Here is a 23422-nt window from a genome sequence, read left to right on the forward strand (position 1 = left end):
AATTAATGCAGTAATCCGTTAATAAAATTAAACCTTGAGGATGCGTTCACCACGACCAATTCCAGAGCCACCCGAACGGACGGTTTCCAGAATCGATGCGCGATCGATCGAATCAATAAAGGCATCCAACTTGGCACCATCACCGGTTAACTCGATGGTGTAACTCTTATCAGTCACATCAATAATGCGACCGCGGAAGATATCAGTAGTACGTTTGAGCTCTTCACGTTCCTTGCCTACAGCGCGCACCTTGATCATCATGAGCTCACGCTCAATATGAGGCCCTTCGCTTAAATCAAATACCTTAACCACCTCAACCAGACGATTTAAGTGTTTGGTGATTTGCTCAATAACGTCATCGGATCCAAACGTCACAATAGTCATGCGAGACAAAGATGGATCTTCGGTGGGCGCAACACTCAAAGTATCGATGTTGTAGCCACGAGCGGAAAATAAACCCACTACACGCGATAAGGCGCCCGGCTCGTTCTCAATGAGTACAGAAATAATATGTCGCATTAGAGATCCTCGCTACCCAAAAGCATTTCAGTAATACCCTTGCCTGCTTGAACCATAGGCCAAACGTTTTCTTCTGGGTCTGTCTGGAAATCCATGAAAACAGTGCGATCTTTTAAGCGAATCGCTTCTTTCAGGGCGCCCTCAACATCGGATTTCTTTTCAATACGCATGCCAACGTGACCATAGGCTTCAGCTAACTTCACAAAGTCAGGTAAAGAGTCCATGTATGAACTTGAGTAGCGCTTGTTATAAGTAAGCTCTTGCCACTGACGAACCATACCTAAGTAACGGTTATTCAAGGACACGATCTTCACAGGGGTGTCGTACTGCTTGCAAGTCGACAACTCTTGAATGCACATTTGAATGGAGCCTTCACCAGTAATGGTGAATACGTCTTTTTCAGGGAATGCCTTCTTGATACCCATGGCATATGGCAAGCCAACACCCATCGTACCTAAGCCACCGGAGTTAATCCAACGACGTGGTTTATCAAATTTGTAGAACTGTGCAGCCCACATTTGATGCTGACCTACGTCAGAGCAAATAAAAGCATCACCACCAGTGAGCTCCCACAATTTTTGCACTACATACTGTGGCTTCACGATTTGAGAAGCTTCGTCGTATTTCAAGCAATCTTTTTTGCGCCACTCGTTAATCTGATCCCACCAAGCAGCAACCTTATCGCCGTTTTTACGCGGACCGGCTGCTTTGAGCTGGGAGGTCATTTCAACCAATACTTCTTTGAGGTTGCCAACAATCGGAACATCCACCTTCACGCGCTTAGAAATCACGGAAGGATCGATATCAATATGAATAATCTTGCGCGGATGACTTGCAAAGTGCGCAGTATTACCAATCACGCGATCATCAAAACGGGCACCAATTGCAATCAACACATCACTGTGCTGCATTGCCATATTGGCTTCGTATGTGCCATGCATACCAAGCATGCCTAAAAACTGAGGGCTTGTACCCGGGAATCCACCCAAGCCCATCAAGGTATTAGTCACTGGATAACCAAGTAGGTCAGCAAACTCTTTGAGCTCTGGAGCTGCATCAGAAAGAATGACACCACCACCGGTGTAGATGTATGGGCGTTCAGCCTCTTGGAGCAAGGCAACTGCTTTGCGAATCTGGCCGCTGTGACCCTTTAAAACAGGGTTATAGGAGCGCATCTCCAAAGTCTCTGGATATTCAAATGGCCCCTTGGCCGCAGATACGTCTTTAGGAATATCAATCAATACAGGACCTGGTCGGCCAGTCTGGGCAATGTGAAACGCTTTCTTGAGAACCAGCGGAAGATCTTTAACATCTTTCACTAAGAAGTTGTGCTTTACCACTGGACGCGTAATACCAACGGTATCAGCCTCTTGGAAAGCATCTTCACCAATTGCATATGTTGGTACGTTACCGCTAATGATTACCATCGGAATGGAATCGGTATATGCAGTGGCGATACCGGTAACCGCATTGGTTACACCAGGACCTGAAGTCACTAGGGCAACACCCACTTTACCGGTCGCGCGCGCATAGCCATCTGCCGCATGCACTGCTGCCTGCTCATGGCGAACAAGAATGTGTTCAAACTTGTCCTGCTTAAAAATTTCGTCGTAGATAAAGAGAACAGATCCACCTGGGTAACCCCAGACGTACTCAACACCCTCTTTGTGTAATGCATGCACGAGCATTTCTGCGCCAATCATTTCTGGAGGCGCTGCATCATTTTTTGTATTTGCTGTGTCTTTGTTAGCTTTAGAAGCTAAAAATTCGGCGCTGCTTGTATTCATTTTCTTTCGTCCTTTGCAATTTTCGGCAAAAAATTGTTTGGTCTGTTCTATCTCCTGCTTATGGCCTGAGTTCGAACGGCGCTGCTACCCGAAAAAACCACTTCTTGAATGAGATTCTAGGTAGTAAGCCCTATATTCTATAGCAATCCCCTAAAATGAACCAATTCTTACCGATTCAGGTCTAATCCATTGCATGGCATCAGCCCAAGAACTATCTGACTTTCTGAGTAGTGTCGAGCAGCGTGCTTTTAAGCAGGCGGTTTATGCCGTGCGGGATGATGACGCCGCTTTAGATATTGTTCAAGACGCCATGATCAAATTGACCGAAAAGTATGGCGATCGGCCCGCAACGGAACTCCCTCTGGTGTTCACTCGCATCCTGCAAAACCGCATTCACGACTGGTTTAGACGCCAAAAGGTCCGAAATACCTGGGTCAGCTTGTTCTCCAGCATGGGCAAAAAGGGTGATGAAAACGATGATTTTGACCCCCTAGAGTCCCTTTCAGCCCCAGATGACAGTGAAATTCACCAGGATGGGGCTTTTAAACTTGAAAAGAGTCAGCTTTTACAGGCTCTGGAGTCAGAAATATCTAAATTGCCTGTACGTCAACGAGAAGCCTTCCTGATGCGTTATTGGGATGAGCTAAGTATTACGGAGACGGCCCAGGCGATGAATTGCAGTGAGGGAAGTGTCAAAACTCACTGCTCTAGAGCCACTCAAACATTAGCTAAAGCATTGAAATTAAAAGGAATTACGCTGTGAAACACTTTGATGACCAATTTACCCAGACCCAAGTCGACCAATTTGGTCAGGCTAGCGCTGCCCTGCTCCGTCAAGGTACTCAGAATATTCCGCAGCACATCAAGGATCGCCTTTATGCCGCGCGTATGAAGGCCCTTTCTGTCAGGAAGCCAGAAAAAGTACGCCTTCAAAAGCAAGTTTTGGCAGGCTCAGCCCGCAATTGGACTTCTGGATCTAGTGGAGTATGGGACACCGTGGGCTGGATTGCACCTCTTGTGGTGTTGGTATTTGGTCTCATCGGTATAGCTCAATGGCAAGATGACTCACGTATTAATGACATCGCTGAAGTCGATGCTGCGTTATTAACGGATGATGTGCCACCAGATGCGTATGCCGACAGCGGTTTTATGGCCTTTCTCAAAAACGGCTCACTCTCCGAATCGGATAACACAGCCGATTCTATTCAAAGCAAATAATTACTGAACGTTTGATGTCACTGACAACTCGATCGCAAAAATTTTTCAGCCTTGTGCTGTTTGTATTTTTTTGCGCCATCCAGATTGCTCCTGCACATGCGCAATCTTCAACAGGCCCCGCTCATGGAAAGGCCTCTGGCATTCCTGAGAGAAAACCCGATGGTACATGGGAGAGTCTTAAGCCTGCACAACAAAAAATCTTGGCGCCACTCGAGAGTGACTGGGATTACATGCTGCCAGATAGTCGTAAAAAATGGACTCAAGTTGCAAACATCTACCCCAAAATGAGTACTCAAGATCAGGAGCGCCTTCAGTCACGTATGGCTGGCTGGTCCAACCTATCTCAAAAGGAACGTCGCATTGCCCGGGAAAATTATCTAGCGAGTCTGAAGTTTCCAGCCGAGAAAAAAGCTGAGGCCTGGAGTGCCTATCAAAAACTCACCGATGAACAAAAGAAGAAGCTGGCTGACTCTGAGGCGAAAAAGAAGCCTACCGCAGCCAATGCGCCTACTTTGCAACAGCACCCTATCTCACCCAAAGCCACCCTTCCCACTACCGTCATAGCCCCAAGCGCCCCCACCACACCTGCAGAAAACTCCGGATCTAATTCGGAAAGCAGTTCTTCCAGCAACTGAGCGCCCTCATGACACCGGCCGAGTTAGATGCACTCCCGTCTCCACGATTTTGGCGCCGAGTGTCATGTTGTCTTTATGAGCAATTGGTTTTACTAGGTGTTATTGCATTTACCTTTCTTGTCCCCAATCTTGGTTTAGGAATTCTGTTTGGTATTTCATTGCCTAGTTGGCTTACTTTCCTTTATCTCTATACGGTTTTAGGAATCTACTTTGTCTGGTACTGGACAAAGTCTGGGCAAACGCTTGCCATGCAAACTTGGCGTGTCCGCATTATTGGACCGCATGGATATAACCCGACCAGACGACAAGCATTCTGGCGCTATGTGTATGGCTCTCTTTGGCTAATTCCATGCGTTTTATTGCAATGGGCTTTTCATCTTGAGAAGTGGCAAATTATTGAAATGCTCTTCACCGTTGCATTATTTATTTGGCCCTCAAGTATTTATTTTGATCGTCAGAATTTTTTGCATCGTCAAAGCCTTCCCGATAGATTGGCTCGTACGCGCTTGGTCGAGCTTCCTAAAAATCTTGTGACACTGTCCTAACTACAAGCATTAAGCTTCGCGGAGGCACTCCACTGCAGTCGCTTCCTGAATGTTTTTCTGAGAGCGATAGCCAGATGCAAGGCATGCAAGTACACCAAACACAATACCCATTAATGCTGCCTGACCAAAGGCATTAAATTGAATCTCCATGACGTAGCGACCTAAAGCCCAAGCAGCAGTAGCCGATGCAAGACCAGCCAACAACCCTGCCAATAACCCAGTCAACACCAGCTCTATATTGGAAATTTGCGCTAATGTAGCGCGCGAGGCTCCTAAAGCTTTTAACAGAGCAGCATTCTTATAGCGCACATCTTGAGTGGCAGCCATTGCTGACATCAAGACCAAAATTGCCGCTGCAATAGTGAAAGCCAGCAACAGACCCAAAACGGAGGATAGTTTATTCAGTACCTCCTGAATCTGTTGCAGTGAAGCCGATACATCCACAATAGTGAGATTAGGATAGGCCTGACTTAATCGAAAATCTAATGACTCATGATTGGGTGGCTGATAGTACGAAGTGATCCAGGACTGCGGCAATGATTGCAACTGAGCTGGCGGCATGATGACAAAAAAATTGACACGCATTGAACCCCAATCCAACTTACGCAAAGAAGTGATGGGGGCAGTGATTTTTTCACCAGCAACCTCAAAGCTAAGTTGATCGCCTAATTTCAAGTTCAGGGTTTTAGCAATCCCAGTCTCCATGGAAATCTGCGGTGCATCACCGTCTATCCATTTACCTGACGCAATCTGGTTTCCTGGCGGCAGTTGGGTTGTATATGACAAATTAAACTCACGATCCACTAAACGCTTGGCATTCTCTTCGGCAAAATCATTGGGTGAGATATCTCTATCGTTGATATTGATGAGTCGTCCACGTACCATGGGATAAAACTCGGGACTGGCAAGACCGGCATTCTCGAGCAACTCCGTCAGCCCTTGCTTTTGATCACTCTGTACATTAATCATGAAACGATTCGGCGCATCGTTCGGAATGTTTCCCTGCCAGGCACTTAAAAAATCAGCGCGCAATAACAAGACGAGAAGGAGCGCCATCAGCGCAATCCCAAGCGCGGTAATTTGCACGACCGCTAACCCTGCTCTGCGCCCTTGAGACAAAATGACAAACCCAAATGCAAAACGCTTTGTTCGTATGGCGCTAAGAATTCGTAGAGCACCCCAAGATGCTATTGCGAAAACCAAAATTGCGGCCCCAAAACTAAAACAAGTCCACATGGCCAGCTTCCAGTCACGAGCCGCAAGCATGATCAAGGAAGCAGCAGCACCCATTCCACATAAAGCCGTTGCTAAAGTAGAGATATCAACCCCATCAAATTCTTTTCGAATCAACCGAATTGGCGAGACCTTAACCAAGCTGAAAATTGAGGGAGCTGCAAAACCAAATAGTAGACACCAAGCGACTAAGATACTCCACAGAACAGGCCATAACGAAACTGAGGGTAAATCCGTTAACACCAAATTGCCCAAGAGTATTGTCAATACATACTGCCCAAGGTAACCCAACATAGAGCCAAAGAATGCTGCAAACAACCCGAGTCCGATTAAGGTTTGTGCCTGGCGTGCAAGAATAGTTCTGGAGCTTGCACCAAGACATTTATAAACCGCACAAGCATCAGCCTGTTTGCGAGTGTAGCGTTGGGCAGATAGTGCGATAGCTACGGCAGCAACCATTGCGGTTAATAAAGCAATCAACGATAAGAATCGATCTGCACGCTCTAGAGTTTTTCGCATCATCGGCTGCGTATTCTCGAGAGATTCAATACGAATACCCTTCAATGCATCTCTCTCAATATATTGAGCCGCCCACATTGCATAATCATTGATGTTTCTATCAGAGCCCGCTAAGAGCAGTCGGTAGGTAACCCTACTACCAGGCCCAATGAGGCCGGTATCACTTAAATCCGCTAGCGACATCATCACCCTAGGGGCGAAGTTCATAAATCCGGCGCCACGGTCTAGCTCGCGCTCTAGGATGCCACCAATCACAAAGGTTTTTTGACCGAGCACGATAGAGTCACCCACCGTAGCATGCAGACTTGCCAACATAGCAGGATCTACCCAAACAAAGCCTTTCTCAGGACCAGAGGTGGATGACGCCGCATGATTGCTTGACTGAACCCGCAATGCGCCACGAAGAGGGTATTGGGGGCTTACCGCTTTCAGTGAGGCTAATTTACTGTGCGAGCCAACAGTCGCCATACTCGGAAATACGACTGTCTGAGCCAGTTGCAAATGTTGGATATTTGCCTGATCTACGAATAGCTTGGGTAACGGTTGATCAGAAGCAATCAGCAAATCGGATGCCAAGAGTTGGCGAGCATCAAATGCAAATGCCCTTTGCATGCGATCTGCCAAAAAACCAACACTGGAAAGTGCGGTCACGGAAAGCGTCAACGCAAGCAACAACCAAGCCAATTCTCTTGCACGCACATCACGCCGCAGACTTCCTAAAAAACGAAGCATGCCGTTAATTAAATGGCTTGGATTTGCCCGCCATCCACTCGCAGGATAGTCCCCGTAATGAAAGAGGCATTTTGGCTAGCTAAGAATGCTGCAGCGTCGCCGTACTCTTTGGGGTCGCCATACCTTCCCATCGGAATTTGGCTCAAGCTGGATTTGACAACCTCTTCATAGCTTTTACCCTCGCGTTTAGCACGTGCTTCATCCAATTGACGCAAGCGGTCAGTTGCCACTCTGCCAGGCATGATGACGTTAACGGTAATACCCTCTGCTGCCACCTCCGCGGCCAAAGTCTTGGACCATCCCAGCAATGCTGCACGCAAAGTATTTGAAATGGCCAAATTTTTAATTGGCGCAATAGCACCTGAAGTAGTGCTCGTGATCACTCGACCCCATTTGCGCTGACGCATGCCTGGCAATACTCGATCGGTGATCGCAATAAGCGACAAAACCATATCGTTAAAGCTCTTTTGCCACAACGCTGGATCTTGGCCAGCCGCAGGTGTGGGAGGTGGCCCACCCGTGTTATTAATTAAAATATCGATTGGGCCCAACTCTTTTTCAATCCTGGATACTAAGCCATCAATAACGGATGCATCAGACAAATCCCAGTTGAGTGCAAGGGCTTGTCCACCAGCAGCCTCAATTAATTTCACGGATTGCTGCAAGCCTTCAGCATTGCGACCAGTGACAGCGACTTTGACGCCCTCTTTAGCCAATGCAACCGCCATAGCTTGTCCTAAGCCACGGCTAGAAGCCATCACCAAGGCCACTTTTCCTTTTAATCCTAAATCCATTTTGTCTCCAAAAACGAATACCGCCAAACTTAATTACTTATTGCTAATTACCAATTGCTAATTGCCAACTCTTTTTTAATCTAATTGTAATTTTTGCTTAGCAACGACTTCTTTGTAAACAGTGTATTCGGCCTTGATCTCTTTTGCAAAGGCTTCGGAGCCATTCACATTAATCAATGAGCCCGTATCTTCAATACGCTTTTTGACTGCGGGATCGGCCACTACTTTTTGTAATGCGGCGGTGTACTTTTCAACAACATCCTTTGGTATTCCCGCTGGCCCTAAAAGACCGTAATAGGCCATCCGATTTACTGGAGCCAAACCCACTTCAGCAAACGTTGGCACGTTAGGCAACTGCGCCAACCGCTTCGGAGCAGCAACCACGATTGGCACGAGCTTGCCATCTTTGATAAATGGCAACGAGGATGGCAAGTTATCAAAGATCATGGAAACTTGACCGCCCACGGTATCAGCGAGTGCTGGCCCCGCGCCACGATATGGAATATGGACAATATAGACGCCCGTTAAACTTTTAAATAACTCAGTCTGCAAATGACCAATGCCGCCGGTACCAGAGCTTGAATAGGAATACTTCCCAGGGTTAGCCTTCAAAACTTCCATGAAGGTCTTGAAGTCTTTTGCCGGGAACGATGAATTAACGGCAATGATGTTAGGGGTCGCAGCGATATTGCTAATTGCCGTGAAATCCGTCACAGGGTCGTAGCCAATTTTAGGATTGATAGCCGGGTTTGCTGCAGTTGTAGAAACCGTCGCCATGCCAATCGTGTAACCATCTTTAGGCGCGCGCATCACCTCTAAAGCACCAATCGAGCCACCACCACCTGCCTTATTTTCAACAATGACCGGTTGCCCAAGCTGACGTCCTAAAGCATCGCCCACGGCACGCGCAATGATATCGGTACTACCGCCTGGCGCAAATGGTACAACTAGACGTATCGGCTTATTCGGGAAGGTTTGTGCGTTAACACTGCCAACAGCAAAGATTCCAGCCATTAAAGACAGGGCTGTGTTAACAAGCACGTATCTAAGAGATAGTTGTGATGATAATAAGTTCATAAAATTACTGTCCTATAGGTTTTGGCAAATTGCCAGCATATTTATAGAGCTGCGCTTCGTATTCATTCAAGATTTGCGCAAGCGCTTCTTGCTGACCTAGCACCAGCGCTTGAGGTGTATTGTCTTTGAGAGCCACTCTCTTGGTATAGCGATTTGCACCAATCAAGGGATTTGGTTTTCCAGCACTGGTTGCACGCAGGAAGAACTCAATGCTAACAACGGCCTCAGGTTGATTGCGGTAATCACCATAAAACTCCTCTACTGTTGCTTGCAAAAAATAATATGGGAAGAGGCTATTACTTTGCCCGATCGTTGCCGAGAAAATATTTGCCTTATTCATCCATTGACGCTCTGCGTTCCCAATCATTTCTGAAGGAATGGTTGCATAGACGTTATAAAAATCCTTTTCATATCTCTGGTCACCAGTGCGATAAACCAAGGATCTGCCATCAAATGGCGGCGTAACAGAAACAGAACCCATCTTCAGCCAAATGTCTGTCCGAGCTACACGTGGTGCAGCAGTTCTTTCTGGGGCAACCATCCAGGTGGTCGGCCCCACCGGAGGTCTAGTTGGCAAAGAACAGGAGGCTAAAGCTAAGACCACCATTGAAAATAGGATGCGCTTCATCATTTCTTGACTCCAGACTGGCTACCGCTACTATTAGGCGCAATTTTGGGAGGTGGATCGCTCCAAATGAGGCTCGAAGGTGCTTGACTAGCAATCCGGCTAAATTCATTGAGGTTTTCGCTGGCTTGCTTAATGTTTTCCATCGTCAATACCGTATCACCTTGAACACTGGTAATAGTTTGACGCAAAGAAATGGTTGCCGCAGCCAACTCACGCATGAGTATGCCGAGCTCTTCTTTGTCGGTGGCCTTGGCAATACGCGCCATGATGATGTTTAACTGTTTTACAGACTCAATAACACCTTCATTACCTTTACCGTCACCAGCCATCATTACATTGAGATTGCCCAGCAGAGTATCAAGCTTCTTCTGAGTGCCGTCGATATTCATATCATTCAGAGCGCTAATTAACTTTTGAATACCCGAAATAATTTCATCCGCTTGATTTGGCAGAGATGGAATCACTGGGTACTCAGGCTTCCAGGAATAAGGAAGTGTCGGAGTATCTGCAGCATTGGTCACAAAATCAAATTCGATATAGTTCACACCCGTAATACCCATCGATTTGACACGAGCACGCAAATGGTTTTTAACAAACTCTGAAATTTGTTCTGCATTCACCTTTTCACCAAAAATCTGCATCCTGACAATCACATACTGACGACGATCATGAAAAGGCAAATCAGATTCATAAATATCGCCTGTTAGGCCAATCGAGGTAACTTGGCCGATCTTAACTCCACGGAATCGGACTGCCGCACCGGTATCCAGGCCAGTGACTGACTGCTTAATATAAGTCTCAACCATAAAGGATTTTTGGAAGATTTTGCCTCCACCAAAAATGAGAATCACGGCAATGAGCACGCCTATTGCTGCGAGCACAAAAATACCTAAGCGAAAATAATTGGGATTTGAGTTATTACTCATGCTGCGTCCTTGCTCATAATACGATTGAAGAATTGATGCACTCGTGGGTCTTTACTGGTATCGCGCAAAACCTTAGGATCGCCCTCGGCAATAATCCCTTTCGCGCCCTTATCAAGCATGATCACTTTGTCTGCAATCGCGTAGATGCTGGCAAGCTCATGCGAAACAATGACAAACGTAATGCCTAAATTTTTCGATAGATCCAAAATTGTGCTATCCAAATCGGCAGAGGTAATGGGATCTAAACCGGCAGATGGTTCATCTAAGAATAATATTTTGGGATCGAGCGCCATGGCGCGCGCAATCGCCGCCCTCTTTTGCATGCCGCCACTAATTTCGCTTGGCATGTAAGTCTCATAGGGCAATAGACCCACTAGGTCAAGCTTGCAACGGGCCAATAAATCCATTTGGGCTTGTGTTAGCTGGGTGTACTCCTGCATAAACAAGGTGACGTTATCTAGCAAATTCATGGAGCCAAATAAGGCGCCTTGTTGATACATTACGCCAAAGCTAGTCATGATCTTTTGGCGCTCTGCCCCCTCTGCGGTTGTAATATTTTGACCCTCAATGAGGACATCGCCAGACAGAGGTTGATAGAGGCCAAAGAGATTTTTTAGCAAACTGGATTTACCACACCCTGAACCACCGAGGATGACAAAGATTTCACCGTAATTGACTGTGAAATTGAGATTCTGCATGAGCACATTAGAGCCATAGCCTACTGTGAGGTTCTGGACGTCAATCGCGAACTCAGATTGATTCGGAGATTTAGCTGGCGTATCCATCAAAAACCGGTCTTATAGGAAATGAAGGCAAAGATGCCGTCGACTACTACGATCAACACAATGCTACTCACAACAGCTCTGGTTGCTGAGATACCAACTGCAGCCGCACCATTTCCGGTTTGCATACCACGTAAGCAACCAACGGCGGAAACGACAACACCAAAAAGTGTGGCCTTAACCAATCCTGAGCCTATATCTTCAATGTCTACAGCGGAGAGCATGCCGTTGTAGAAATTAATAAAAGGAATACCATAAATCAACATCGTCAACATTGAGGAAAAAATACTGACGATATCGGCAAACAAAGTCAAGATTGGTGCAACCAAAATTCCAGCCAAAACGCGTGGCACCACCAAAAAACGAATGGGACTTAAACCGCCAGATACCAGTGCATCCACTTCACTATTGACAGTCATCGTGCCAATCTCAGCAGCAAATGCCGCTGAGGATCGTCCGGCTAATAAGATCGCAGTGATGAGTGGACCCATCTCGCGAACAATTCCTAGCGCCGCAAGAGGCCCAACAAAGGACACGGCACCAAACTGTTGCATACCAATGGCTGCCTGGAAAGATAGAATGACGCCAATTAAAAAAGCCACCAAACCAACGATTGGCAAGGCTGCGATACCAGCTTGCACAGCGGCGTTTACAAAGTCACCCCAGCGAACTTGATTGGGGTGTCGAATAGACCAAACTAAATCAGAAGCCAAATGACCAGTAAATGAAATTAGGCCGACCATATCATCAATTAAATTCTGAACAGCCATCCCGGTACTCACCACGAAACTTCTCTTGGGTTTTACGGCGGGAACAGGAAATAAATTGCTGATCGGCTTAAATTCATTTAACAATGGCTCATAGCGAGCATCTAACCCAACAAGCTCAAACTTTGCACCGTTTCGTACCTGCGCCTCTTCAACGCCAATCAGAAATGCAATGCCAGCACCATCTAAAAAAGTAACATTGGTCGCATCAAAAGTCAGGGATTTACTCTTGCTATCACCCTGCTTTAGCCACGCATCTTGGAAATCGCGTATTTGCGTCCAAACACCACCCAAGGAATAAACATTCACATTACCGCTAACAAGTACTTTGGCGTCATTTGCATCAGCCTGTGACCAGACCGCCACTGGGGCATCAGAAACGGGGGAAATGGCGTTAGAAGTGCTCATAGGCAAACTATAAGGGATCTCTGTGAAAGCAATACGAAACCGCTAAAAAGAGAAAGGGCCCAGTTTTTCAACTAGGCCCCTTGTATAAGTGGTGCGGCTGGCAGGAATTGAACCCACGACCCCTTGGTTCGTAGCCAAGTACTCTATCCAGCTGAGCTACAGCCGCAACAGCCATAATTATGCCATGGAAGAGAAGAACTACATCACCCCAGCCGGTCACGAACGCATCAAGAATGAACTCCTACAGCTCTTAAACCTTGATAGACCCGAGGTTGTCAAGGTAGTTCACTGGGCCGCCAGCAATGGGGATAGGTCCGAAAATGGGGACTATATCTATGGAAAAAAGCGGCTTCGGGAGATTGATAGACGAATTCGTTTCCTCAACAAACGCCTAGAATTTGCGGTCGTTGTCGACAATTCCGCCCGAAAATCTGGCGATGGCGACTCCGAACAGGTCTTCTTTGGCGCTACCGTCACCTATTCAGCCCTGGAGGGTCCAGAAGCCAATAAAAAGACCAAAATCACCATCGTTGGTGTTGACGAGGTCGATCTCGAGAAAGGTCACGTGAGCTGGGTTTCCCCCATAGCAAAGGCCTTAATCAAGTCACGTATCGGAGATTGTGTATTTATACAAACCCCAACTGGCCCCACAGAAATTGAGATCTTAGACGTTCAATACCTTTAGAGGGCGATCAAGCTAGATACCTGTGGCACCCTAGGAAGCACGAGTACGAGTCACTCGCATCACGTCAGGATTAGAGCGTAAGCTGCGCATCACCTTGGAAAGATGCAATCGATCATTCACCTGAATCGTAAAGCGAATCGTTACAGAGTCTTCCTTGAAGCGATCTTCCATAGAAACATTCATGATGTTGGAATCGGCAGAAGTAACACTACTCGCTACCCTAGCAAGCACACCCTTACCTTGTCGCGTGTCAATGGCGAGATCCAACTCAAATTCTCGATTGAGTTCTTTGCCCCACTCCACTTCAACCCACTTATCACTATCTTTGGAGAGCATACGTAAAGCTATAGGGCAATCATTGGTATGGACTTGCAGGCCTTCACCTTTGCCGAGATATCCAATAATGTTATCGCCCGGAATAGGATGGCAGCAGGTCTGAAAGTGAATGGAGTTGCCTTCACGCCCGTCCACCAAAATAGCCTGACGTTGATGGTGGTGGCTTGCCTCTTGATTTGGAGCGACCCAATCAGCCGCGCCCAATCGCATTTGCTCAGCACCACCTTCGTCATCAATCAGAATCTTCAAACGAATGGCAAGCTCTTGTGGAGAGCGTCTACCCAAAGCGATATTGACACAGGCTTCCTCACGGGTTTTATCACCGGTCCAATGCATCAGCTTTTCCCAAATCTCGGGGCTGAGTAAAGCGGCATCTACCCCTTGTTGGCGCAAGGCATTTGCAAGCAGACGCTCGCCCAATTGAAGGGATTCAGAATAGTGCTTCGTTTTGAGTGAGTGACGAATGGATGCACGGGCTTTGCCTGTTCGTACAAACGCCAGCCAACCTGGATTTGGCTGTGAACTAGCAGACGTGATCACTTCCACAATGTCGCTATTCTTGAGTTCACTCCGCAAGGGAAGCTGTAAGCCATTAATTTTTACAGCAACGCAAGTATTACCAAGGTCGCTATGAATGGAGTACGCAAAGTCTAAAGCAGTTGCTCCTCTTGGCAAGGCTCTGATCTGTCCAGTTGGCGTAAACACATAAACCGCATCTGGAAAAAGATCAATTTTGACGTGCTCTAAGAACTCTTGAGAATCGCCGCTGCTATCTTGAATATCAATCAAAGACTGGAGCCATTGATGTGCACGATTCTGTACTTCGCTCATATCGGGTGAGCCATCCTTATATGCCCAGTGCGCAGCTACACCAGCTTCGGCCACGGCATGCATATCGGTTGTACGAATCTGAAACTCTACTGGCACTCCAGATGGGCCTAATAAGGTGGTGTGCAAAGATTGATAGCCATTGAGTTTTGGAATAGCAATGTAATCTTTAAACTTGCCAGGCATTGGCTTATAGAGGGAATGCAGTATGCCTAGAGCGCGATAGCATTCATCAATACTACTAACGGTAACGCGGAACGCATAAACATCTAATACTTGTGAAAAACTTAAATGTTTGCTGCGCATCTTGTTGTAGATACTAAAGAGGGTCTTTTCGCGACCACGAAGATCCACATCTAAATTGGCTTTAGCAAAGGCCATGCGCGAGGCCTGCAAGATCTTCTCGACCATTTCCTTGCGATTGCCACGCGCCCGTTTAACCGCGCCTTCAATAACTCTAAAACGCATCGGCATGGAATAACGGAAGCTGAGATCCTGAAGATCGCGATAGATGACGTTTAAGCCAAGTCGATGGGCAATGGGTGCATAAATTTCGATGGTTTCTGCTGCTACACGGCGACGCTTCTCCATGGGTACAGCATCCAAGGTGCGCATATTGTGTGTACGATCCGCGAGCTTGACTAGGATCACACGAACATCGCGCGCCATCGCCATAAACATTTTGCGAAAGCTCTCTGCTTGAGCCTCAGCATGACTTTGAAATTCTAATTTGTCGAGCTTGGTTAAGCCCTCAACCAATTCGGCTACCTTGGTGCCAAACTTCTCAACCAGATCTGATTTGGTGCAGCCTGTATCCTCAATCACATCATGCATTAATGCCGCCATGATGGAGGGAGCGTCTAAGCGCCAGGTCGCACACAACTCAGCTACTGCAACTGGATGGGTAATGTAGGGTTCGCCGCTATGGCGATATTGCCCTAAATGGGCTGCATCCGAAAACTGAAATGCTTTTTTGATTTGCGCAATCTCATCAGGCTTCAGATAGGTAAGCTTTGCAAGCAATCCCTCGATTGAGACTACCTGGTGTTTTAGCGGGAGATTGGGTGCAGATGTGGGACCAAATAAATGACGGCTTGATTGCGCTAATAGGCTCGCAATAATAGATTTTTTACCACTTTGATTTGGACTGTCGGAATCTGTATCCAACAGTTGTGCTTGCGCTAAGTTTTGATTTGCGTCTAGCGAAGCATCTTTAGACGAGATGCTGCCTACTTTTTCCGATGTTTTGACGATTCCTAAAGGGAGCTCCACACCGGAACTCCTCAATTACAAAGGTACTTTGGTCAACATATCACGGTCAGTTACACCAGCCGCTACTTCACGTAAAGCAACTACAGTAGCTTTATCTCTGGACTCAACACGTGGGGAGTGACCTTGCACCAATTGGCGAGCGCGATAAGTCGCAGCCAAAACCAATTCGAAACGATTTGGGATAGTTTTAAGGCAATCTTCTACAGTAATACGGGCCATGCTGAACTCACTTAATTTAGCTTCAATACCTATAGGATAACTGATTAGACCCCAAGTCGCTTTAAAAGCGCTGGATTCCTGGCCATACTGGGGCCAGAACGTAGGCGGCTTGAAGCCAAAATATGCTTCAAATCAAGCAATGCTTGATCAAATGAATCATTCACCACGATGTAATCTGCCTCATGGGCATGCAGGAGCTCAACATGGGCTGCCGCCAACCGACGCTGGATAGTAGCCTCATCATCCTGGCCTCGCTTACGCAGACGCTCTTCTAATGCCTCAATCGATGGTGGAAAAATAAAGATCCACTGCACAGCAGGAATTAACTTGCGAATTTGTTGGGCGCCCTGCCAGTCGATCTCCAACATAACATCACTACCAGCCTGCATCTGGGACTCAATCCACGGCTTTGAAGTGCCATAAAAATGACCATGGACTTCAGCCCATTCTAAAAAATGGCCTTGGTCGCGCTCTTGCAAAAAATTTTCTTTGGTCAGGAAGCGGTAATCTTTGCCATCCACTTCCCCGGGTCTTGGTGCACGCGTCGTTGTTGATAGAGATAGTTTGAGGCCAGCATCATCTTTCAACAAAGCATTTACTAATGAGGATTTCCCTGCGCCTGATGGCGCAACAATCATCAACATACTGCCTTGATAAGATGGGGTCACAGAGGAGTTAGTCATAAGCGAAATATGGGTTACTCAAGATTTTGAACTTGCTCACGCATTTGTTCAATCATCAGCTTAAGCTCTAAGGCTGCTTGAGTGCACTCTTCAGAAACTGATTTTGAACTTAAGGTATTCGCCTCTCGATTGAGCTCTTGCATCAGAAAGTCTAAGCGCTTACCAACCGGGCCTTTGCCTGCTAATGCAGTATCAACAGCTTGCAGATGGGTCTTGAGACGTGCGAATTCTTCAGCAACATCAATACGCACTGCGTAAAGTACAACCTCTTGACGAATGCGCTCCATCAACTCAGCGCCTGCTTTAGCTTGCTCTTGAGCTGCTAGCGCTTCAGCAAGACGTTCGGTGAGCTTTTCTTGGTATTGGGCAACATATTCAGGAACCTTGGGCTCAATCACCTTCACAATGTCGCGCATTTTCTGAGTGATACCAGTAAGAACGCCGACCAAGGCTTTGCCTTCAGCGTGGCGACTTTCAATCAGCACCGCAAGAGCAGCTCGTCCTGCTTCAACTGCGGCAGTAATCCAGCTATCCTCTTCACCTCGCGGCTCAGAGACAACACCAGGCCAACGCAGCACCTCGGCAATACTCAGCTCTTGTGCTTTCGGAAAGGCATCTTGGGCTTTTTCTTGTAAGGTATATAAAGCGTCTAAACGGTCTTTATTAATTGACCCTAGAGAATGGGGATTAGATTTGGCTGAATTCGCTGCTCCAGCAGCAGCGCTGTTAACTCGCCATGCCACCCGAAACTCCACCTTACCCCGAGAAAGGCTTTGGGCAGCCATTTCTCGCAAGGCAGGCTCAGCCCCGCGGCATTCGTCCGGAAGACGAAATCCTAGATCCAGAAAGCGGCTGTTCACAGCTCGACATTCCACCTGCAGATCAGCAACTACACCAGCCCCTAAGGAGACTTGGCGAGAAGCGCTGCCATAACCAGTCATGCTCGATATCATATGGACATTGTAGATTCATTATTGAACTAGACACCAACCGTACAGGACCCCCATTATGAGCATTGCCAACCCAGCCAATATTGCCCGCCCCAGCGGCCGCAAACCAACCGATTTGCGCCCAGTCACCATCTCCAGGGCTTTTACCAAGCATGCGGAAGGTTCCGTTTTGATCGCTTTTGGGGATACCAAGGTTTTGTGTACTGCCAGCATCCTAGAAAAAGTGCCTCCCCATAAAAAAGGTTCTGGCGAAGGCTGGGTTACCGCTGAATACGGCATGCTGCCCCGCTCCACCCATACCCGCAGCGATCGTGAAGCCGCCCGTGGCAAGCAATCCGGTCGCACACAAGAAATTCAACGCCTCATTGGTCGCGCTATGCGTAGCGTTTTTGATTTAAAAGTATTGGGCGAGAGAACCATTCACCTTGATTGCGATGTCCTGCAGGCAGATGGCGGCACACGTACCGCATCCATTACTGGTGCCTATGTTGCTGCGCGTGATGCAGTAAACCAACTTTTAAAAAGTGGTGCACTTAGCAAGGATCCTATTATTGATAGCGTTGCTGCTATCTCAGTGGGCATCTATCAAGGAGTTCCAGTACTGGATTTAGATTATCCAGAAGACTCTTCGTGCGATACCGATATGAATGTCGTCATGACCGGCAAAGGTGGAATGATTGAAGTGCAAGGCACTGCTGAGGGTGCCGCTTTTTCTAGAGCCGAGCTCAATGCGCTATTAGACTTGGCTGATCAAGGCATCAAAGAGCTCACACAATTACAAATCGACTCACTTAAATAAACCGATATTGAATTAAGCAATGCAAAAACTGGTTCTCGCCTCCAATAATGCTGGCAAGGTAAAAGAGTTTCAGGCGCTTTTAGCCCCACTAAACTTTCAAGTGATTCCACAAGGCGAATTAGGCATTCCTTCTGCAGAAGAGCCTCACTGCACCTTTGTAGAAAATGCGCTTGCTAAGGCGCGGCATGCTAGCGCAGCATCCGGACTACCAGCGCTGGCTGATGATTCAGGCATTTGCGCGCATGCTTTAAATGGTAGTCCCGGCGTTCTTTCGGCTCGTTACGCAGGCGAACAAGGTGACGATGCGGCCAATAATCAAAAACTGATTCAAGAATTAAAAGATCAGTCGGATCGAGGTGCTCATTATGTTTGCGCTTTAGTTTTTGTTAATAGCGCCAATGATCCTGAACCGATCATTGTGCAAACCCGCTGGTATGGACAAATCATTGAACAGCCCGCAGGCTCTAATGGCTTTGGCTATGACCCCTACTTTTTTCTACTCGAGCAAAACTGTACTGCAGCTGAACTAGAGCCTGCCCAGAAGAATGTAATTAGTCACCGTGGTCAAGCCTTACGCGAACTGATAGAGCTGCTGAAATCGCGCAACTGAAATTGTGTAGCTGAAATCTCGTGCTTAATTCAAATCCTAACAAAGTGAGCCTTACTGCATTGCCACCTCTGGCTTTGTATATTCATTTTCCATGGTGTGAGAAGAAATGCCCCTATTGTGATTTCAACTCCCATCAAATTAAAGATGGTGTAGCCAAGACGGGCTTTGATGAGGAGCGCTATATCGATGCACTCATTACCGACCTAGAAACAGAGTTACCTCATGTTTGGGGACGTCAAGTTCATAGTATTTTTATTGGCGGTGGAACGCCCAGCTTACTCTCTGCAGAAGGCATGGATCGACTACTCTGTGCAGTGCGTGCCCGCGTGAACTTAGAGCCCGATGCTGAAATCACCATGGAGGCTAATCCAGGGTCAATCGAGGCCGATAAATTTTTAGGATTTGCCAAGGCAGGCATTAATCGAGTTTCGATCGGGGTTCAAAGTTTTCAAGATGAGCAGCTCAAAGCTTTAGGCCGCATTCACAACGGTGAAGAGGCAAAGCGCGCAGTGGAGATTGCATTGAAACACTTCAAATCAGTGAATCTAGACCTGATGTACGGACTACCATACCAAACTCTAGAGGCAGCCAAAGCAGATCTTGAAACAGCTCTATCTTTTAAGACCCCGCACCTGTCTTTTTATAACCTCACACTAGAACCCAATACTTACTTTGCAAACTTCCCGCCGAAGTTACCAAGCGATGATGAAGTAGATGCCATCTTCGAACAAAATTTAGATTTCCTAACGAAGGCGGGTTACAAACGCTATGAGGTTTCTGCATATGCGCAGAAGAATCAAGAGTGCAAACACAATCTGAACTACTGGCGCTTTGGTGATTACATTGGCATCGGTGCTGGTGCTCACGGCAAGATTTCTTATCCGGACAGGATTACACGTCAAGTGCGTGAACGTCACCCAGATACTTATATGTCTGCGATCGAATCCAAAGGTAACGCCGTCATTGAAGACCGAGAAATTCCCGCAAAAGATCTTCCTTTTGAATTCATGCTCAATGCCCTGCGCCTGACCGACGGCGTTGCCACCAATACCTTTAGCGAGCGCACGGGCTTACCTTTGAGTGTCATTAGCAAAAGCTTGGATCAAGCCAGCAAGAAAGGTTTACTGGTCGAAGATCCTTCAAAATTAAAAGCTACCGATCAGGGTTTACGCTATCTCAATAATCTCCAAGAGCTATTTTTAAGTTAAAGTAGTTAACCAATAAATATAAATATCCGATTCGGAGACAACTCATGATTCAAAATAAATTAGCCGGTAGCGGTTTGGCTCGCATACTATTTTTCTGCGCCCTTACATTCAGTGCCATTTGCATTTCTTCAGGCGCTCAAGCTCAATCGAAATCTTGGCCAGACAAGCCAATTAAACTCATCGTTGGCTTCCCACCAGGCGGAGGTTCGGACGCCATTGCTCGCATCATCTCCATTAACCTCTCGCAAATGTGGGGTCAACAGGTCATTATTGATAACCGTGGCGGAGCAGCAGGAACTATTGCGGCTGACTTAGTTGCCAAGTCCCCTGCTGATGGCTACACACTAGGACTCGCTCACGTGAATGCGCTCTCGATCATTCCGGCGCTTGGTCAAAAGATGTCTTATAACGCTTCAACAGACTTTACCCCCATTGTTTTGCTAGGCATCACACCGAATATTCTGATTGCCAATGTGGATGCGCCAGCAAAGAACGTGAAAGACTTGGTTGCCTATTTGAAACAGAATCCAGGTAAAGTCAGCTTTGGATCAGCTGGCAATGGCAGCACGCAACACCTTGCCTTTGAATTATTTATGCACATGTCAGGCACTCAGGCCCTTCACATCCCATACAAAGGAAGCGGTCCTGTTTTGGTTGACCTGATGGCCGGCCACATTACCTATGCTTTTGAAACCATGAGTGCAGCCACTCCCCATATTCAAAGCAGTAAAGTTATACCTCTTGCGCAAACTCGCACTAAACGCTCTGCAGCCTATCCCAATTTACCAACTATGGAGCAGCTCGGTTACGTAGGATTTGAGGCAACAGCCTGGTACGGCCTGATGGGGCCTGCGAAGCTTGATCCTGCGATCGTAGATAAGATTAATGCGGATGTGAATACTGTTTTACGCAAACCTGAAGTTCAGGCCAAATTGGCAGAGGTGGGCGCTGAGGATGGTGGCGGCACACCAGCAGCTTTTAGTAAGTTCATTGCGAAAGACAGAAGCCAATGGGCCAAGTTAGTCAAAGATGCCAAACTGCAAGTTGATCTTAACTAATTCTTTTTTATTCAACTGAAAAGGACCCCTGCGGGTCCTTTTTTACGTTTACCGATAAGGCGAAGCGCTTACTCCCCGGCAGTAATGGCCATCTCTTGCGCCGCAAAAGGATCCCTAGAATCCTTGTTTGGAGAAGCAGGCTTTGTATTTGGCGCTGCCTTTCCTTTGGTTCCAGGCATTAACTCAAAGTCAGGCACAAAGACAGTTAAAGTACTTCTGAGTTGATCAAATGGTTTGCGATCGCCATCAAACTTTACTTTTCCCTCTGCAAGCAACTTATCAAAGGTGGTTTGCCCACCCATGACTTGTTCCAGATCGCTCCGATTTAATGTAATTGTCAGATCAGGATTCTTGGCCTGCTGACCTTTAATGTTAGTCAATGCAGAGTTGCTCATCTCGATAACAAATTTCTCACCATTATCTGGTGTGGAAAGATTGATGACAAAATTCATACCCGCTGCTTTTTTACTATCCATGCTAATGCCTAAGGCATTGAGCCAAAGTTCAGTAGTCATGCCCTTAATCATGTCTGGACCATTCGATTTTGGTGAAGCACCACTCGGCATACCGTGACGAAGTTCATATGCTGCGCCCAAGAAACTATTGCGCATGCTCGGACTTTCTTTTTGGTAACCAATCTGCTCAAAGATGTCGGCCAATAAATCTTTTGCTGCAGTATTGTTTGGTTGTGCATAAACCAACTTATTCACAATCTCCATAGCTTCACGGTATTTACCTTGTTTATAGAGATCCTTACCCTTTGCCATGATCTTGCCAGAACCACCCATCATTTCGACATAAAGTGGCGCAGAGTCTCTTGGAGAAAGCGGTGCCAGCGTTGCTGGGTTGGCATCCCAATAGCCTAGATAACGATTGATAACAGCACGGCTATTGTGTTCTTCAGAGCCGTGATAGCTATGTGCTGCCCACTGCCTCTTTAAGCTCTCAGGCTGTTTATAAACGTTCTGAATTTCATTAATCGTGACACCATTATTTGCCAAATGCAGCACTTCATTATGCAAATGAGCATAGCTATCTCGCTGAGTACGCATCACTTCCTGAATGCGCTCGTTACCCCAGCGTGGCCAGCTATGAGATGCAAACATCACCTCACTCTCACTACCGTAACGATATAGAGCATTATTAATGTTCTTAGACCAGGCCAATGAGTCACGCACTAAGGCGCCGCGCAAGGTATAGATATTGTGAATCGTACCCGTAATGTTTTCTGCCGCCCAGAAGGCCTTAAATTGCGGGAAGTAGGTATTCATCTCCGCTGGAGCTTCAGTTCCTGGAGTATTTTGAAACTCCATCTCCACACCATCTACCGTCATTTTTTCATATGGTTGGTTGATGTAGACGTTCGGCTCAATCAAACCTAAATTACCAGCGGCGGTATTTTTGCCAATCGATTGGTCTACATGCCCAAAAGGACTACGAGGCAATAACACACCATATTGGAAATACATTCTGCGGGTCATCGCATTGCCCGCATAGACGTTTTCAGCAATGGCATGATCCATAAAGCCGGCTGGAGCAATGATCTTCACTTTGCCACTCTTGACGTCTGCCTCATCAACCACACCACGTACGCCGCCAAAGTGATCGCCATGTGAGTGGGAATACACTACTGCCACTACTGGACGCTTGCCAAGCTTTTCATTTACCAGCTCAAGTGCTGCGCGAGCAGTTTCTTTAGCAGTCAATGGGTCGAACACAATCCAACCACTATTGGTCTTTATAAAACTAATGTTGGCCAAGTCAAAACCACGCACTTGATAAATCTTGCCTGGCACTACTTCATATAAGCCATAGCCCATATTGAGAATCGCTTGGCGTTGTAAGGATGGATGTACGCTATCGAAATCCTTGCCCTGCAAGAGGAACTCATAACTACCCATATCCCACGCTACGTTGCCAGCATCGGCCATGATGGTTTTGTAAGCAGGCGCTGCAATAAAGCCTTTTTTAGATTCCTCAAAATCACGCTGATCTTCAAATGGCAGTGTTTTGCGCAAACCATTCTGAAGCTCCACCGTGTAACTTGAAGGCATCTTGCCCTTAGAGTCAAAATGCTTTCCCTGCACAGCCCCCGGATCAGCAACGACACCTCCTCCACCTGCAGCAGATGCCAAGCCTGAACAGATTAAAGATGCTGCCAGTGCAATTTGAGAGAGTTTGGTTTTCATAAGCGTTCGCATGTG

At 46.9% G+C, this 23422-nt stretch carries 23 protein-coding genes and 1 tRNA gene; 9 read left to right on the top strand and 15 right to left on the bottom strand.

Annotated elements, in window-relative coordinates; all coding sequences use genetic code 11:
• Positions 1-27: 27 nt before the first annotated feature.
• Both ilvN and ICV36_RS05340 read right to left on the bottom strand, forming a co-directional pair.
• Positions 28-519: an acetolactate synthase small subunit gene (gene ilvN / locus ICV36_RS05335; RefSeq protein WP_011902903.1), complete on the bottom strand. Its 492-nt coding sequence runs from the start codon at positions 517-519 to the stop codon at positions 28-30.
• Positions 519-2306, bottom strand: coding sequence for an acetolactate synthase 3 catalytic subunit (locus tag ICV36_RS05340; RefSeq protein ID WP_215399599.1), 1788 nt, complete (start codon positions 2304-2306; stop codon positions 519-521). The genes ilvN and ICV36_RS05340 overlap by 1 nt, the downstream gene beginning before the upstream one ends.
• 193 nt (positions 2307-2499) lie before the next feature.
• Here ICV36_RS05340 and ICV36_RS05345 point away from each other — a divergent pair, with 193 nt between their 5' ends.
• From ICV36_RS05345 to ICV36_RS05360, 4 genes are read left to right on the top strand one after another with little or no spacing between them, the layout of a single operon-like run.
• The gene (locus tag ICV36_RS05345; RefSeq protein ID WP_215399600.1) at positions 2500-3069 is read left to right on the top strand and encodes an RNA polymerase sigma factor; all 570 of its coding nucleotides are present in this window, start codon (positions 2500-2502) and stop codon (positions 3067-3069) included.
• Positions 3066-3524 carry a DUF3619 family protein gene (locus ICV36_RS05350; RefSeq protein WP_215399601.1) on the top strand — a complete coding sequence of 153 codons (459 nt, stop codon included), beginning with the start codon at positions 3066-3068 and terminating at the stop codon, positions 3522-3524. The genes ICV36_RS05345 and ICV36_RS05350 overlap by 4 nt, the downstream gene beginning before the upstream one ends.
• 53 nt (positions 3525-3577) lie before the next feature.
• Positions 3578-4159 carry a DUF3106 domain-containing protein gene (locus tag ICV36_RS05355; protein ID WP_251374923.1) on the top strand — a complete coding sequence of 194 codons (582 nt, stop codon included), beginning with the start codon at positions 3578-3580 and terminating at the stop codon, positions 4157-4159.
• Positions 4160-4167: 8 nt separating this feature from the next.
• Positions 4168-4704 carry an RDD family protein gene (locus tag ICV36_RS05360; protein WP_215399603.1) on the top strand — a complete coding sequence of 179 codons (537 nt, stop codon included), beginning with the start codon at positions 4168-4170 and terminating at the stop codon, positions 4702-4704.
• Between the two features lie 9 nt (positions 4705-4713).
• Here the strand turns inward: ICV36_RS05360 and ICV36_RS05365 are convergent, their stop codons facing one another.
• The 8 genes from ICV36_RS05365 to ICV36_RS05400 form a co-directional block, all read right to left on the bottom strand.
• The gene (locus ICV36_RS05365) at positions 4714-7188 is read right to left on the bottom strand and encodes an ABC transporter permease (protein ID WP_215399604.1); all 2475 of its coding nucleotides are present in this window, start codon (positions 7186-7188) and stop codon (positions 4714-4716) included.
• 8 nt (positions 7189-7196) lie between these two features.
• The gene (locus ICV36_RS05370) at positions 7197-7982 is read right to left on the bottom strand and encodes an SDR family oxidoreductase (protein WP_215399605.1); all 786 of its coding nucleotides are present in this window, start codon (positions 7980-7982) and stop codon (positions 7197-7199) included.
• A 75-nt stretch (positions 7983-8057) separates the two neighbouring features.
• Positions 8058-8996, bottom strand: a complete 939-nt coding sequence (locus ICV36_RS05375; RefSeq protein ID WP_215401578.1) for a tripartite tricarboxylate transporter substrate binding protein BugE — start codon at positions 8994-8996, stop codon at positions 8058-8060.
• Positions 8997-9063: 67 nt separating this feature from the next.
• Positions 9064-9690, bottom strand: coding sequence for a membrane integrity-associated transporter subunit PqiC (locus ICV36_RS05380; RefSeq protein WP_215399606.1), 627 nt, complete (start codon positions 9688-9690; stop codon positions 9064-9066).
• Positions 9687-10613, bottom strand: a complete 927-nt coding sequence (locus ICV36_RS05385) for an MlaD family protein (RefSeq protein WP_215399607.1) — start codon at positions 10611-10613, stop codon at positions 9687-9689. Before ICV36_RS05385 ends, ICV36_RS05380 begins: the two co-directional genes overlap by 4 nt.
• Positions 10610-11398 carry an ABC transporter ATP-binding protein gene (locus ICV36_RS05390; protein ID WP_215399608.1) on the bottom strand — a complete coding sequence of 263 codons (789 nt, stop codon included), beginning with the start codon at positions 11396-11398 and terminating at the stop codon, positions 10610-10612. The genes ICV36_RS05385 and ICV36_RS05390 overlap by 4 nt, the downstream gene beginning before the upstream one ends.
• Complete coding sequence (locus tag ICV36_RS05395; protein ID WP_215399609.1) at positions 11398-12570, bottom strand: ABC transporter permease; 1173 nt, start codon at positions 12568-12570, stop codon at positions 11398-11400. Before ICV36_RS05395 ends, ICV36_RS05390 begins: the two co-directional genes overlap by 1 nt.
• Before the next feature lie 89 nt (positions 12571-12659).
• Positions 12660-12736 (bottom strand) — tRNA-Arg (locus ICV36_RS05400).
• A gap of 18 nt (positions 12737-12754) precedes the next feature.
• On the opposite strand from ICV36_RS05400, the gene greB reads away from it, so the two are divergent.
• Positions 12755-13255 carry a transcription elongation factor GreB gene (greB, locus tag ICV36_RS05405; RefSeq protein WP_215399610.1) on the top strand — a complete coding sequence of 167 codons (501 nt, stop codon included), beginning with the start codon at positions 12755-12757 and terminating at the stop codon, positions 13253-13255.
• A 30-nt stretch (positions 13256-13285) separates the two neighbouring features.
• On the opposite strand, the gene ICV36_RS05410 is transcribed toward greB, so the two are convergent.
• Genes ICV36_RS05410 through ICV36_RS05425 form a run of 4 tightly spaced genes read right to left on the bottom strand, consistent with a single transcriptional unit; the run spans position 13286 to position 17546 of the window.
• Positions 13286-15691 carry a bifunctional (p)ppGpp synthetase/guanosine-3',5'-bis(diphosphate) 3'-pyrophosphohydrolase gene (locus ICV36_RS05410; protein ID WP_215399611.1) on the bottom strand — a complete coding sequence of 802 codons (2406 nt, stop codon included), beginning with the start codon at positions 15689-15691 and terminating at the stop codon, positions 13286-13288.
• A gap of 15 nt (positions 15692-15706) precedes the next feature.
• Positions 15707-15910 carry a DNA-directed RNA polymerase subunit omega gene (rpoZ, locus tag ICV36_RS05415; protein ID WP_011902918.1) on the bottom strand — a complete coding sequence of 68 codons (204 nt, stop codon included), beginning with the start codon at positions 15908-15910 and terminating at the stop codon, positions 15707-15709.
• Between the two features lie 44 nt (positions 15911-15954).
• Entirely contained in the window at positions 15955-16593 is a 639-nt protein-coding gene (gmk, locus tag ICV36_RS05420; RefSeq protein ID WP_215399612.1) for a guanylate kinase, read from the bottom strand.
• Between the two features lie 14 nt (positions 16594-16607).
• A complete protein-coding gene (locus tag ICV36_RS05425; RefSeq protein ID WP_215399613.1) occupies positions 16608-17546 on the bottom strand; it encodes a YicC/YloC family endoribonuclease in 939 nt (312 codons plus the stop codon).
• Between the two features lie 55 nt (positions 17547-17601).
• On the opposite strand from ICV36_RS05425, the gene rph reads away from it, so the two are divergent.
• Genes rph through ICV36_RS05445 form a run of 4 tightly spaced genes read left to right on the top strand, consistent with a single transcriptional unit; the run spans position 17602 to position 21218 of the window.
• A complete protein-coding gene (gene rph, locus ICV36_RS05430) occupies positions 17602-18342 on the top strand; it encodes a ribonuclease PH (RefSeq protein ID WP_215399614.1) in 741 nt (246 codons plus the stop codon).
• Positions 18343-18361: 19 nt separating this feature from the next.
• Positions 18362-18952 carry an RdgB/HAM1 family non-canonical purine NTP pyrophosphatase gene (rdgB, locus tag ICV36_RS05435; RefSeq protein WP_215399615.1) on the top strand — a complete coding sequence of 197 codons (591 nt, stop codon included), beginning with the start codon at positions 18362-18364 and terminating at the stop codon, positions 18950-18952.
• 20 nt (positions 18953-18972) lie between these two features.
• A complete protein-coding gene (gene hemW, locus ICV36_RS05440) occupies positions 18973-20160 on the top strand; it encodes a radical SAM family heme chaperone HemW (RefSeq protein ID WP_215399616.1) in 1188 nt (395 codons plus the stop codon).
• 44 nt (positions 20161-20204) lie between these two features.
• A complete protein-coding gene (locus ICV36_RS05445; protein ID WP_251374926.1) occupies positions 20205-21218 on the top strand; it encodes a tripartite tricarboxylate transporter substrate binding protein in 1014 nt (337 codons plus the stop codon).
• A gap of 68 nt (positions 21219-21286) precedes the next feature.
• On the opposite strand, the gene ICV36_RS05450 is transcribed toward ICV36_RS05445, so the two are convergent.
• Positions 21287-23419 carry an alkyl/aryl-sulfatase gene (locus ICV36_RS05450; RefSeq protein WP_251374927.1) on the bottom strand — a complete coding sequence of 711 codons (2133 nt, stop codon included), beginning with the start codon at positions 23417-23419 and terminating at the stop codon, positions 21287-21289.
• Positions 23420-23422 lie beyond the last annotated feature (3 nt).

Origin of the sequence: Polynucleobacter sp. MWH-UH35A (genome assembly GCF_018687075.1) — a bacterium.
In the GTDB taxonomy this organism is placed as follows: domain Bacteria; phylum Pseudomonadota; class Gammaproteobacteria; order Burkholderiales; family Burkholderiaceae; genus Polynucleobacter.